This window comes from Streptomyces sp. NPDC051133, from assembly GCF_040682635.1.
In the GTDB taxonomy this organism is placed as follows: domain Bacteria; phylum Actinomycetota; class Actinomycetes; order Streptomycetales; family Streptomycetaceae; genus Streptomyces.
In genome coordinates this window covers 1-12,749 of record NZ_JBFBBK010000098.1, presented here as the reverse complement: position 1 = coordinate 12,749, position 12,749 = coordinate 1, and the positions used below count along the sequence as shown (strand labels likewise).

12 protein-coding genes are annotated in these 12,749 nt (G+C 72.7%); 4 read left to right on the top strand and 8 right to left on the bottom strand.

What is annotated here, in order from left to right; genetic code table 11:
- Positions 1 to 232: 232 nt before the first annotated feature.
- Positions 233 to 1,399, bottom strand: coding sequence for an MBL fold metallo-hydrolase (locus tag AB0N17_RS43880; protein WP_366017302.1), 1,167 nt, complete (start codon positions 1,397 to 1,399; stop codon positions 233 to 235).
- Between the two features lie 237 nt (positions 1,400 to 1,636).
- Between AB0N17_RS43880 and AB0N17_RS43875 the strand changes: the two genes are divergently transcribed.
- Together AB0N17_RS43875 and AB0N17_RS43870 are read left to right on the top strand one after the other, a co-directional pair.
- Positions 1,637 to 2,815 carry a Glu/Leu/Phe/Val dehydrogenase dimerization domain-containing protein gene (locus AB0N17_RS43875; RefSeq protein ID WP_366017301.1) on the top strand — a complete coding sequence of 393 codons (1,179 nt, stop codon included), beginning with the start codon at positions 1,637 to 1,639 and terminating at the stop codon, positions 2,813 to 2,815.
- 135 nt (positions 2,816 to 2,950) lie between these two features.
- Complete coding sequence (locus AB0N17_RS43870) at positions 2,951 to 3,565, top strand: TetR/AcrR family transcriptional regulator (protein WP_366017300.1); 615 nt, start codon at positions 2,951 to 2,953, stop codon at positions 3,563 to 3,565.
- A gap of 105 nt (positions 3,566 to 3,670) precedes the next feature.
- Here AB0N17_RS43870 and AB0N17_RS43865 read toward each other — a convergent pair whose 3' ends face one another.
- Together AB0N17_RS43865 and AB0N17_RS43860 are read right to left on the bottom strand one after the other, a co-directional pair.
- Positions 3,671 to 4,456 carry an SGNH/GDSL hydrolase family protein gene (locus AB0N17_RS43865; protein ID WP_366017304.1) on the bottom strand — a complete coding sequence of 262 codons (786 nt, stop codon included), beginning with the start codon at positions 4,454 to 4,456 and terminating at the stop codon, positions 3,671 to 3,673.
- A gap of 168 nt (positions 4,457 to 4,624) precedes the next feature.
- Positions 4,625 to 6,697, bottom strand: a complete 2,073-nt coding sequence (locus tag AB0N17_RS43860; RefSeq protein ID WP_366017303.1) for an alpha-galactosidase — start codon at positions 6,695 to 6,697, stop codon at positions 4,625 to 4,627.
- A 171-nt stretch (positions 6,698 to 6,868) separates the two neighbouring features.
- Here AB0N17_RS43860 and AB0N17_RS43855 point away from each other — a divergent pair, with 171 nt between their 5' ends.
- Entirely contained in the window at positions 6,869 to 7,666 is a 798-nt protein-coding gene (locus AB0N17_RS43855) for a tyrosine-protein phosphatase (RefSeq protein ID WP_366017299.1), read from the top strand.
- A gap of 131 nt (positions 7,667 to 7,797) precedes the next feature.
- On the opposite strand, the gene AB0N17_RS43850 is transcribed toward AB0N17_RS43855, so the two are convergent.
- Both AB0N17_RS43850 and AB0N17_RS43845 read right to left on the bottom strand, forming a co-directional pair.
- The gene (locus tag AB0N17_RS43850) at positions 7,798 to 7,920 is read right to left on the bottom strand and encodes a DUF6126 family protein (RefSeq protein ID WP_366017298.1); all 123 of its coding nucleotides are present in this window, start codon (positions 7,918 to 7,920) and stop codon (positions 7,798 to 7,800) included.
- Positions 7,917 to 8,540, bottom strand: coding sequence for an XRE family transcriptional regulator (locus AB0N17_RS43845; RefSeq protein ID WP_366017297.1), 624 nt, complete (start codon positions 8,538 to 8,540; stop codon positions 7,917 to 7,919). The genes AB0N17_RS43850 and AB0N17_RS43845 overlap by 4 nt, the downstream gene beginning before the upstream one ends.
- Before the next feature lie 160 nt (positions 8,541 to 8,700).
- On the opposite strand from AB0N17_RS43845, the gene AB0N17_RS43840 reads away from it, so the two are divergent.
- Positions 8,701 to 8,994 carry a hypothetical protein gene (locus AB0N17_RS43840; RefSeq protein WP_366017296.1) on the top strand — a complete coding sequence of 98 codons (294 nt, stop codon included), beginning with the start codon at positions 8,701 to 8,703 and terminating at the stop codon, positions 8,992 to 8,994.
- 10 nt (positions 8,995 to 9,004) lie between these two features.
- On the opposite strand, the gene AB0N17_RS43835 is transcribed toward AB0N17_RS43840, so the two are convergent.
- The 3 genes from AB0N17_RS43835 to AB0N17_RS43825 form a co-directional block, all read right to left on the bottom strand.
- Complete coding sequence (locus tag AB0N17_RS43835; RefSeq protein ID WP_366017295.1) at positions 9,005 to 10,390, bottom strand: aspartate aminotransferase family protein; 1,386 nt, start codon at positions 10,388 to 10,390, stop codon at positions 9,005 to 9,007.
- The gene (gene dxs / locus AB0N17_RS43830) at positions 10,387 to 12,285 is read right to left on the bottom strand and encodes a 1-deoxy-D-xylulose-5-phosphate synthase (RefSeq protein ID WP_366017294.1); all 1,899 of its coding nucleotides are present in this window, start codon (positions 12,283 to 12,285) and stop codon (positions 10,387 to 10,389) included. The genes AB0N17_RS43835 and dxs overlap by 4 nt, the downstream gene beginning before the upstream one ends.
- 39 nt (positions 12,286 to 12,324) lie before the next feature.
- Positions 12,325 to 12,749, bottom strand: a 425-nt coding sequence (locus tag AB0N17_RS43825; RefSeq protein WP_366017293.1) for a flavodoxin-dependent (E)-4-hydroxy-3-methylbut-2-enyl-diphosphate synthase, incomplete at its 5' end; no start/stop codon positions are given.

Here is a 12,749-nt window from a genome sequence, read left to right as displayed (position 1 = left end):
CCGGATCTGGAAGCACGGTAACGTGTGGAGGTGACCGGTACTAATAGGCCGAGGGCTTGTCCTCAGTTGCTCGCGTCCACTGTGTTGGTTCTGAAGACATCCGTCCGTTTTCAGCTGATTGCCCGCTCGCTCCGGGCGTCGTCGCGCCGGAGGCTCCCCCGGGGCGGGGCCCACCCTCCGTCACGGAGCGTATCGGCCTTGGCCTTGACTCGACCGGGGCGGTGAGGGCGCGTCAGGCGCGCGCGGGCGGCTCGGCCACGAACGCGCCGACCGAGCGCCAGGTCCGGCGGTCGCTGCCGGACGCGCCGCGCCACCACGGCTCCGCGGGGAGCTTGCCCTCCGGCTCGAAGGGCTCGCCGGGCCGGGGCAGGGCGACGGCCTGGCCGGCCTGCCCGGCCGCCTCCTTGGTCCACTCCCCCGGCTCGGCCCACGGGTGCGGGGCCAGGTTGAAGGTGCCCCAGTGGATCGGCAGCAGCGCGCCGTGCGGCGCTCCGCCCTGCAGGTCGAGGTGGGCGCGCAGGCCCTCCTCGGGGGTCATGTGGATGTCGGGCCAGAACTCGCTGTACGCCCCGATCTGGATCATCGTGGCGTCGAACGGGCCGTGGGCCGCGCCGATGTCCTTGAAGCCGTCGAAGTAGCCGGTGTCGCCGCTGTGGAAGATCCGGTGCTCCTCGCCGGCCACCGCCCAGGACGCCCAGAGGGTGTGCTGCGTGTTGCGCAGGCCGCGGCCGCAGAAGTGGCGGGCCGGGGTGGCGGTGAGGGTGAGCCCGCGGACCTCGGCGGACTCGTGCCAGTCCAGTTCGCGCAGGCGGTCCGGGGAGACGCCCCAGTGCTCCAGGTGGGCGCCGACGCCCAGCGGCACGGCGAACAGGGTGTCGGTGCCGGCCAGCGCCTTGATCGTGGGCAGGTCCAGGTGGTCGTAGTGGTCGTGCGAGATGACCACCACGTCGACCGGGCCGAGCGCGGTCAGCGGCAGCGGCACCGGGTGCAGCCGCTTGGGGCCGGCGAAGGGGAACGGGGAGCAGCGCTCGCCCCAGACGGGGTCGAACAGCACCCGCCGGCCGTCGATCTCCGCGAGCACGCTGGAGTGGCCCATCCAGGTCAGCCGCAGTCCGGTGGCGGGCGGCCTGGCCAGGTCGGCGTAGGTCGTGGGGTGCACCGGCACGGTGCCCTCGGGGGCGCGCAGCGGCCGGGTGTCCCTGTCGAAGAAGACCTTGGCGAAGTCCAGTGCGGAGCCGGAGGGCCGGGTGCGCGCACTGCCGCCGGGATTCTGGAAGACGCCGTCCTTGAAGTGGGGGGAGCGGCGGATGCGTGCCAGGCGCTCACCGCCCGGGTCCGCGCCGAAGGCCGCAGGCCGCGGCACGCGGAGTCCGGAGCTCGAGGAACGCAGACCGGTCACGGTACCTCCCGGTGGAGTGGCTGAGGCCCTCCATTATGGTCGGCCCCTGCGGCAACCCGGGGTCACACCCTCCTCCGGCGGCACTGCCGAAGGGCCGTCCGGCGCGTTGACAGGCCGGCGAGCACCTCCCGATACTGACCCGCAGTTCAGTAAATGCCCGTTCCCGCGCCCTCCGGCACGCACCTCTCGCCCCCTGGGAGGCGGCCCCGTCCCGAGCACCGCCCCCGAGGAGACCCCATGACCGCCCCCCTGATGTCGCTCGTCTGGACCGACCACGTCACCGGCCGCCGCGGTTTCCTGGTCGTGGACCGGCTGGTGCGCGGGGTGGCCAGCGGCGGGCTGCGCATGCGGCCCGGCTGCACCCTGGAGGAGGTGGCGGGGCTCGCCCGCGGCATGACGATGAAGGAGGCCCTCCACTACAACCCCGAGGGCCGCTACGTCCCGCTGGGCGGCGCCAAGGGCGGCATCGACTGCGACCCGCAGGACCCGCGGGCGTACGGGCTGCTGGTGCGGTATCTGCGCGCCATGCGGCCGTACGTCGAGAGCTGCTGGACGACCGGCGAGGACCTCGGCCTCAGCCAGGACCTGGTGGACCGCGCGGCGGCCGAGGCGGGACTGGTCTCCTGCGTGCAGGCGGTGTATCCGCTGCTGGACGACGAGGCGGCGGCCCGCGAACGGCTCGCGGCCGCCTTCGCGGTGGAGGTCGACGGCATCGGCCTGGACGAGCTGGCCGGCGGCTGCGGGGTCGCCGAGGCCGTGCTCGCCGCCCTGGACCGGGCGGCCGTGCCGTACCGGGGCACCCGGGTCGCCGTACAGGGGCTCGGCACGATGGGCGGGGCCACCGCGCGGTTCCTCGCCCGCGCGGGGCTGACGGTGGTGGCCGTCGCCGACGTCAAGGGGACCGTCGCCAACCCGGCGGGTCTGGACGTCGAGGCGCTGCTGGCCGCGCGGGACGCGTACGGCACCGTCGACCGCCGGGTGCTGCGCCCCGGCGACCGTGAACTGCCCGGCGACGCCTGGCTGTCCGCCGACGCGGAGGTCCTGGTGCCGGCCGCCGTGTCGTACGCGGTCGACGCCGCGCAGGCGGGACGGATCCGCGCCCGCTGGATCGTCGAGGCCGCCAATATGCCCGTCCTTCCGGAGGCGGAGGAGCCGCTGGCCGCGCGCGGGGTGACGGTGCTGCCCGACGTGGTGGTCAACTCCGGGACCAACGCCTGGTGGTGGTGGACCCTGTTCGGTGACATCGGGGCGGACCCCGACGAGGCGTTCGCCCACATCCGCCGCTCCATGCGGGCCCTCGTCGGCCTGATGCTCGACCGCGCGGACGCCGACGGGACGACCCCGCGCGCGGCCGCCCACGCCCTGGTGACCGACCGGCTGCCGGTGATCGCGGAGCGCTTCGGCTGGTACCGGTGAGCGGGGGGCCGCGGCAGCGGCCGGGGCCGGCCACTGACTGAACGAGCAGTCAGTAGGGCGATGGCGTCGCGCCGGCCGCGCCGGGGTGCCGCGAGGCCGTCGGCGCCGCTCCACGGGGCTGTGTAGGGTGACCGCGTGGCGAGAGTGCGGTTGAGCGTGGCGGAGCGGCAGGAGGAGCTGCTGCGTGCCGCCATCGAGCAGATCGAGGCGCGGGGGGTGGCGGCGGTCAGGATCGCCGACGTGGCCGCCGCGCTGGGCGTGAGCAACGCGCTGGTCCTGTATCACTTCTCGACGAAGGAGAAGCTGGTCGCCGCCGCGTTCGCCTACGCGGCCGAGGACGATCTCGCGCACCTGCGCAAGCTGCTCGGCCGGCGGACGTCGGCGCTGCGCCGACTGCGCTCGGCGGTGCGCTGGTACGCGCCGACCGGCCAGGCCAAGGGGCGGCGGCTGTGGATCGAGGGCTGGGCCGTGGCACTGCGCGAGCCCGCCCTGCGGGACGTCACGCGGGAGCTGGACGAACAGTGGAAGGCGGCGCTCGCCGAGGTCGTCGCCGAAGGTGTGGCGGCGGGCGAGTTCACGTGCGCCGACCCGGCCGGCGCCGCCCTGCGGCTGACCGCGCTGCTGGACGGGCTGGCCGTGCAGCTGACCTCGTACCCGGGTTCGGTGCCGCGGTCGCGGGCGCAGCAGTGGGTCGACGACGCCCTCGCCCGTGAACTGGGCCTGGACCGGGCCGTTCCGGCCGAGCGCTAGCCCGCGCGCCCCGGGTTCCCCGCGCGCCCCCGCGCGGCCCGCCCGCGCCACGCACGCGTGCCCCGCACCGCACACCGCGCGCGGTACGGGGCACACCGGTACGGGTCAGGCCACCGAGGCGATGCGCATCTTGATGTCGTCCGGTGACAGCGCGCCCTTCGCCGTGACGTGGTCCCCGGAGGACTCGCCGCGCAGCCGGCGGCCGATCCACGGGACCAGGTACTCGCGGGCCCAGTGGACGTCGTCGCGGCGGACCTCCAGCGTGCCGCGGGGCGGCAGCGGCGGCCAGGGCTGCTCCGGGTCGGCCGGCACGTCGACGCCGAGAGCCTGTCCGGCGCGCAGCGCCACGCGCGTGTGCCCCTCGGGAGAGAGGTGGAGCCGGTCGCCGTCCCAGGCCCTGCGGTCCTGCACGGACTTCAGGGACCACAGGTCGAGCACCGGACAGCCGTACCGGTCCGCGATGGCGCGGACGTGCCCGTTGTACGTCGCGATCTTGCCTCGCAGATGCTTGAGCACGGGGACGCCCCGGGTGTCGAAGCCGGTGGTCACCAGCACCCTGCCCGCGGTCTGGGCCAGTTGGGCCACCGCCCGCTCGAAGCGCTCGGCCACCTCGTCCGGGTCGGTGCCGGGCCGGATGATGTCGTTGCCGCCCGCGCAGAAGGAAACCAGGTCCGGGGCGAGTTCGACGGCCTTCGGGAGCTGGTCGGCCACGATCTGGTCCAGGAGCTTCCCGCGCACGGCGAGATTGGTGTACTGGAAGTCGCCCTCGGGGCACCGGTCGGCGAGCAGTACCGCGAAGCGGTCGGCCCAGCCCACGAACGCCCCGTCGGGCCCAAGGTCGCCGACGCCCTCGGTGAAGCTGTCCCCCACCGCCACGTACGACCCGATCACTGATCTGTTGTCACTCTTCGAATCGTCTGCCACGTCGGACCATGATTCACCTTCGACTGTGACTTACGCGACCGTAGGCAGGTGTTGACGAACGGTGACAAGAGCCACTCCCGAAGAGTGCGCGATCCAGGAATACGGCCGCCGTCGCGGCTGTTGGAGCGACGACACTCAGATCCGGCGCAGCCGGACGACCGCCGCGTCCAGGTCGCCCGTGAGCCCGGTGCGCAGCCCGTGGTGCAGCAGCACCGCCCCTCGGTGCACTTGTCCCGTTTCGCGGCATGCGTACGCGGCCGACGGATCGAGTCCGCGCAGCCGCAGCGCCGGCACCGGCTCGCCGTACCTCTGGGCCTGGAGGCAGGCGAGGACGACCGCCTCGTCCCCGAGGACGTACTGGACGGCGCTCAGCCCGCCCGTCGGCGGCCGCAGCCGGTACAGCTCGCCGCGCTGCACCACCGGACGGATCTCCTTGTAGAGCTCCACCCACCGCCGGGCCTCCGCCAGCTCCTCCCCGGTCCACTCGGTGAGGTCGCCGCCGACGCCGAGTACGCCGGCCATGGCGCTGACGAAGCGGAAGCGCAGCGAGCTGACCCGGCCGTTGAGCTGGGTGTTCGGGCTGTCGGTGACCCAGGCTGCCATGACCCGGGCGGGGTGGATCTGACTGAAGCCGTGCTGGATGGAGAGCCGGTCCAGCGGGTCGGTGTTGTCGGAGGTCCACACCTGGTCGGTGCGGGCCATCACCCCGAGGTCGATCCGGCCGCCGCCGCCCGAGCAGGACTCGAAGGCGACGCCGGGATGGGCCGCGCGGAGCCGGTCCAGCAGGGCGTACAGGGCGCGGACGTGGTCCACCCACAGGCGCTGCGGGTAGGGCTCGCCGGGCCAGCCGGCGTCGGTGAAGCAGCGGTTGAAGTCCCACTTCACATAGTCGACCGGGGCGCCGGCGAGCAGGGCGTGCAACTGCTCCCACACGTACTCCTGGACGTCCTCGCGGGCGAGGTTGAGGACGAGTTGGTTGCGCAGCTCCGTCCGCCTGCGTCCCGGCTGGTACTGCACCCAGTCGGGGTGGGCGCGGTACAGGTCGCTGTCCGGGTTGACCATCTCGGGCTCCACCCAGATGCCGAACTGCATGCCGAGGCCGTGCACCTGGTCGGCGAGGGGCTTGAGGCCGTGCGGGAAGCGGCCGGGGCTGGGGGTCCAGTCGCCGAGCCCCGCCCGGTCGCCGGTACGGGCGCCGAACCAGCCGTCGTCCACCACGAACAGCTCGACCCCGATCCCGGCGGCCCGGCGGGCGAGCGCGAGCTGCTGTTCCTCGGAGATGTCGAAGCCGGTCGCCTCCCAGGAGTTGAACAGCACCGGCCGGTCCCGTCCGGCGTCCGGGACGACGTACGCCCGCTGGTAGGCGTGCCAGGCGCGGCTCGCCCCGCCGAACCCGGTGTCGCTCCACAGCCCGGCGAAGAGGGGCGTGATGTACGACTCCCCCGGCTCGAGGAGCAGCAGGCCCGAGTCGTCGTGGCCGGCGCCGCCGGTGATCTGCACGCGCGCGTCCGGGAGGTGGGCGACCGCGATGCGCCAGGAGCCGGACCAGCCGAGGGCGCAGCCGTAGACCTCGCCGCGCTCCTCGGTGGCGTCGGTGTCCAGCGCGACCCAGGGCAGGTGCTGGTGGCCGGTGTGGCCCCGGCGGCTGCCGATGACCTTCTCGCCGGGGCCGAGCGGGGCGGTGGTGAGCCGGGACTCGGCGGCCCAGCGGCCGTGCAGCTGGGACAGCCGCCAGCCCTCGCGGTCGGGCAGGGTCCAGGTGGCCGCGTCCGCCCGCAGCAGCTCCACGCGCGCGTGGCCGCCGTTGCGCACGGTCACCCGGCGCTCCACGACGTCGCCGCGCATGCGGTAGTGGAGGATGATCGCGAGCCCGTCGTCGTCGAAGCGCAGCCGCAGCTCCTCGTCCTCGGTCTCGTGGGACACGAACCGCCACTCGGTGCCGCGCCGCTCCCCGGTGCGCACGGACAGGGCGGGGCGGACGAAGCGGGGGCCGCCCTCGACCGGGTACTCCTCGCGGCCGTCGAGCGGGGACTCGAAGGGCCAGTAGCCCGGCAGCGGGTCCGCGGCCAGGGCCTCGGCGTCCGCCAGGGTGATCCGCGGCCCCCAGTGGAGGTGGAGCAGGTCGTCCGCGTCGGTGAGATGCAGGGCATAACTGCTGGTGGGCCCCGACAGGAGCCAGGTACGACCGTCTTCGGCGATGTCCGCCATCGAGACCTCACAGGTGCCAACAGATCCGCTCAAGTGCGAACATCATCAGGCCCGTGCGCCCCTGCTGACAATGACCGCGGGCAACTCCTTGCCCGGGGAAACCGATGTCGTATCGTCGTCGGAGCGCCTGCCGACGAGCCGCGACGGCGGGGCCGACCGGGAGGAGCCCCCGTGACGCAGCAGGTCCCGTCGACCGAGCCCGAACTGGCCGGAGTGCGAAATTTCCGTGACGTGGGCGGGCTGCCGACCGAGGACGGGCGGCGGGTGCGTTACGGAGTGCTGTTCCGCAGCGGCCATCTCGCGCACGCGACGGCGCAGGACACGGTCTTCCTGGCCGGCCTGGGCCTGCACACGGTCTTCGACTTCCGCAACGCGGCCGACCAGAAGCTGGAGGGCCCGGACGTCGAGCTGCCCGGCGTGCGGAACGTGAACCTGCCGCTGAGCGACCCGGCGGACGGCGCCGAGTTCTGGAAGATGGTCCGCGACGGCGACCTCGACCAGCTGCGCGGCATCCTGGCGGGCGGCAAGGGCGCGGACCGGATGATCGCCTCGTACCGGAAGATCGTCACGGAGCGCACCGACGAGCACTCCCGGGTGCTGCACGCGCTCGTCGAGGACAGCGTGCCCGCCCTGATGCACTGCGCGGCCGGCAAGGACCGCGCGGGCATCTCCATAGCCGTGACGCTGCTGGCGCTGGGCGTGGAGCGCGAGGCGATCGTCGCCGACTACCTGGAGTCCAACGCCAAGCACCGCCGTTACAAGGTGCGCCGCAGCGGCAGCGCCCGGACGGCGTACACACCCGAGGTGATGGAGCTGCTCGACCCGCTCTTCGACGCCCGCGCCGAGTATCTCCAGGCGGCCTTCGAGAGCATCCACGACACCTGGGGCGGCGTCGACGGCTACCTGGAGCAGGGCCTCGGGCTCACCCCGCAGTCCCGCGACCGGCTGCGCGAGCGCCTGCTGGACTGACCCCCGTCGGGCGACCCGGGGCAGCCGGACCGCCGGGCGGGGCGGTCGAGACGGGCGGGCCGCCCCCTTTCACGGCCGAGGGCATGAGGCCACCTTCACGGCCGAGGCATGAGGCCACCCGCCCGATCGCCTCAGCCCTTGGCGCCCACGGCGAACAGCAGGTAGAGGAATCCGGCCAGGACGTGGCCGAGGGCGATGTAGATGATCAGCCGGATCCACAGGGCTCGGGGGAACTTGGTTTCCAGGTCGCTCATGGCAGCTCTCCGGTCAGCGGCCCCAGGCACAGCGTGGCCGTGGGGCTCTGCAGCAGGGTGTGGACAAACAGAAGATCGACGCCGTCGTGGTCCTCGGCGGCGAGACGGTGCGGGGTGAGCGAGTCGAAGTGGGCGCTGTCGCCGGGCGCGAGCAGGTGCCCGGTGTCGCCGAGGCGCAGCCGCAGCCGCCCCTTGAGGACGTACAGCCACTCCTCGCCGGGGTGGACGCGGACGATGTCGCCCTGCGAGCCGTACGGCACCCGCACGCGCAGGGCCTGCATGGCGCGCCCGGAGGCTCCGGCCTGGACGTACGTCCAGCCGCCCGCCCGGGTCGGTTCCATGTCCGCGGCACGCACGATGGCGTCCCGGTCGGCGACCGTCTCGCCGAGCAGGTCGGAGACGGTCGTACCGTAGATACGGGCGAGTGCGAGGAGCATCGGCAGCGACGGCTGCCGGTGCCCGGTCTCCAGCCGGGAGAGATGAGCCGGCGAGAGCCCGGCGGCGCGGGCCGCGGCCTCCAGGGTGAGGCCGGCGCGTCGCCGCAGTGCGCGCAGCTGGGGCGCGACGGCGGGCAGGTCGCCGCCCTGGTCCGTCGGGGGGCCGGCGTCTGAGGCGTTCATGCCTCCATTGAGCCCCAGTTTTACCTGTGGGGCAATTTCGTTGCCCGAGAGGCAAAAAGGCTCGGCCCCACCCCCCTTCCCCGGCTCCGGCACCGTTCGCTACGATCGGCCCCAGGATTTGAACACGTTCAAAACAGGACGTTCGCACCAGGGGGATCCCATGCCTGCCCGCTCCGCACCCGGCCGGGACGACTCACCCGCAGTCGCCCTCGGCCCCACCTCGCTCTTCCTCGGAATCGGGGCCGCGACGGGCCTGCTCCCCTGGCTCACCCTGGGTCTGTTCCCCGTGATGATCATCGGCGGCGCCCTCGCCGTCGTCCTCGGCCTCTCGGGCGTCCACTACGCCCGCCTCGGCATCGGCCGCATGTGGCTCGCGGTCACGGGCACCGTCCTCGGCGCGATCGCGTTCGCCTATCCCTTCTGGGTCTTCATGCCGCTCTTCCGGTTCATGTGAAGCGCCGCGGTCAGCGGTTCGCCACCGCCTGTTTGATCAGCGTCTTGCCGAAGTCCCACATCAGGCCGCCGCCGCTGTGCGCCTCGTCCATCACGGCGGTGAAGGCCTCCACGAACCGGTCCACGTCGGACTCGTCGATGATCAGCGGCGGAATGAGCTTGATCACCTCCAGGTGGTCGCCGGAGACCTGGGTGAGGATGCGGTGCCGCTGCAGCAGCGGCACGACGACCATCTGCGCGAACAGGCCCTTGCGGGCCGCCTGGAGCATGGTCCAGCGGCTGCGCAGCTTCAGCGAGGAGGGCCGGCCGAACTCGATGCCGATCATCAGGCCCCGGCCGCGCACGTCGGCGAGCAGCTCGTAGGTGTCGATCAGCTCCCGCAGCCGGGACCTCAGCAGTTCGCCGGTGGTGCGGACCCCGGCGACGATCTGCTCGTTCTCCATGACCGACAGCACGGCGAGGCCGCACGCCATCGCCTGGGCGTTGGAGCCGAAGCTCGCCGAGTGGACCAGGACGCGGTCCATCGACGAGTAGACCTTCTTGAAGATCCATTCCTTGCCGAGGGTCGCCCCCACCGGGACGTAACCGCCGGACAGCGCCTTCGCCACGCACACCAGATCCGGTTCCACCCCGTCCTCGTGCTGGTAGGCGTAGAAGTCGCCGGTGCGGCCGAGGCCGGTCTGCACCTCGTCGGCGATGAGCAGCGCCTTGTGCCGGTGCAGCAGTTCCTGCGCGGCCCGCAGATAGCCGGGCGGGGCCTCGTGCACGCCCTTGCCCTGGATCGGTTCCACGATCAGGGCGGCCACGTCTCCCTTGCGCAACTCCCGGGCCAGCGCGTCGAGATCACCGAGGGGCACGGCGGTGTCGGGCAGCAGCGGGGCGAAACCGTCCCGGAAGCCGTCCTCGCCGTTGACCGACAGCGAGCCGGTGGTCAGGCCGTGGAAGGCGTGGTCGCAGTAGAGGACCCGGGGCCTGCCGGTGGCGTACCGGGCGAACTTCAGGGCCGTCTCGACCGCTTCGGTGCCGCTGTTGCCGAAGAACACCCGGTCCAGGTGCGGGCTGTGCGCCAGCAGCCGTTCGGCGAGCAGGCCGGGCAGCGGCTGGCAGTCGAAGCGGGTGAGGTCGGCGAGGTCCAGGTCGAGGACGTCGTGCAGCGCCTTGCGGACGACCGGGTGGTGACGGCCGAGCCCCATCACACCGAAACCGGCGAGCATGTCCAGGTAGTCGTTGCCCTCCGCGTCGAAGAAGTGGGCACCCTCGGCACGCTCGTAGACCCGGTCGAAGCCGATGGTGTGGAGCATGCGCGGGAGCTGCGGGTTGAGGTGGCGCCTGTGCAGCTCGTAGCGCTCGGCTCCGCGCTCGGCGAGCAGCGCGCCGAGGTCGAACTCGGTGGTCATTCACTCTCCTTGGCTGTGCCGCCCGCGTCGCGGACGGCCAGGCTCGCGCCGATGCGCCCGGCGATCTCGACGGGCGTGAGACCGATGTCGGCCAGCACCTCGCCGCGCTTGGCGTGCGCGAGGAACTGCTCCGGGATGCCGAACCGCCGTACGGGCACGTCGACATCGGCGTCGCCCAGGGCCAGGGCGACGGCCGAACCGACGCCCGCGGCCCGGCTGTTGTCCTCCACCACGGCCACCAGACGGTGCTCGGCCGCGAGGCCGGGCAGGGCCGGGTCGACGGGTTTCACCCAGCGGGGGTCCACCACGGTGCACGGGAGCCCCCGGGCCTCGAGCAGTTCGGCGGCCTGCAGGCACACCGGTGCCATCACACCGACGGCCACCAGCAGCACCTCGGGACGTTCGGCGCGGTGGAGCACGTCCAGACCGCCGACGCGGTCGACCGCGGGGACGACCGGGCCGACGGACTCCTTCGGGAAGCGGACCAGGGTGGGCGCGTCGTCCACGGCGACGGCCTCGCGCAGCTGGGTGCGCAGCTGGTCGGCGTCGCGCGGGGCGGCGATCCTGAGGCCCGGCACCACCTGCAGCACGGACATGTCCCACATGCCGTTGTGGGAGGCCCCGTCCACGCCGGTGACACCGGCCCGGTCCAGCACGAAGGTGACCCCGCAGCGGTGCAGGGCCACGTCCATCAGCAGCTGGTCGAACGCCCGGTTGAGGAAGGTGGCGTAGACGGCGACGACCGGGTGCAGTCCGCCGGTGGCGAGGCCGGCCGCGGAGACGGCCGCGTGCTGCTCGGCGATGCCCACATCCCACACCCGGTCCGGGAAGCGCTCGGCGAACGCGCCGAGGCCGACCGGGTGCAGCATGGCGGCCGTGATGGCCACGACGTCGTCCCGCTCCTGACCGATCCGCACGATCTCGTCGCCGAACACCGACGTCCAGGACGGCGCGCCCGCCGGGGTGAGCGGCGCGCAGGTCAGCGGGTCCATCACGCCGACGGTGTGGAAGTGGTCCTCCTCGTGGTTGAGGGCGGGTTCGTAGCCGCGCCCCTTCTCGGTGAGGCAGTGGACCAGGACGGGGCCGTGGAAGCGTTTCGCGCGGCGCAGCGCCGACTCCACGGCCTGGATGTCGTGCCCGTCGATCGGTCCGACGTACTTCAGGCCCAGATCCTCGAACATGCCCTGCGGGGCGAAGGCGTCCTTGAAGCCCTTCTTCGCGCCGTGCAGGGACTCGTAGAGGGTGGAGCCGACGACCGGGGTGCGCTGGAGGACCTCCTTGCCCCAGGCGAGGACCTTCTCGTAGCCGTCGGTGGTGCGCAGGGTCGCCAGGTGGTTGGCGAGACCGCCGATGGTCGGGGCGTAGGAGCGCTCGTTGTCGTTGACGACGACGATCAGCGGGCGGTCCCTGGCGGCGGCGATGTTGTTCAGCGCCTCCCAGGCCATGCCACCGGTCAGCGCGCCGTCGCCGATGACCGCGACCACATGGCCCTTCTCCCCCCGCACCTGGCGGGCCTTGGCGAGGCCGTCGGCCCAGCCGAGCGCGGTGGAGGCGTGACTGTTCTCGATGACGTCGTGCTCGGACTCCTCGCGCGAGGGGTAGCCGGACAGCCCGCCCTTGCCGCGCAGCTTGGAGAAGTCCTGCCGGCCCGTCAGCAGCTTGTGCACATAGCTCTGGTGGCCGGTGTCCCACAGGATGCGGTCGACCGGTGACTCGAAGACCCGGTGGAGCGCGACGGAGAGTTCCACCACCCCCAGGTTGGGTCCGAGGTGCCCCCCGGTGCGCGACACCGCGTGCACCAGGAAGTCACGTATCTCGCTGGACAGTTCGCCGAGTTCCGCCTCGGACAGCGCCTTCAGGTCGCGTGGTCCCCGGATCGTCTCCAGAATGGTCACGCTGGGCCCCCTCTCGTCCGTGCCGTGCTGTTCCCCAACTCACTTCGTCTGCTCGGCGAGCCTGTGGGCCTCCTCGATGAGGGTCTCCACGATCCTGGACTCGGGGACGGTCCTGACGACCTCGCCCTTGACGAAGATCTGACCCTTTCCGTTGCCCGAGGCAACTCCGAGGTCGGCCTCGCGGGCCTCGCCCGGACCGTTGACCACGCACCCCATCACCGCCACCCTGAGCGGCACCTCCATGCCGTCCAGCCCCGCGGTGACCTCGTCGGCGAGCTTGTAGACGTCCACCTGCGCGCGGCCGCACGACGGGCAGGAGACGATCTCCAGGCGCCGCTGTCTGAGCCCCAGGGACTCCAGGATCTGGATGCCGACCTTGACCTCCTCCGCCGGCGGCGCGCTCAGCGACACCCGGATGGTGTCGCCGATGCCCTGGCTGAGCAGCGCGCCGAAGGCGACGGCCG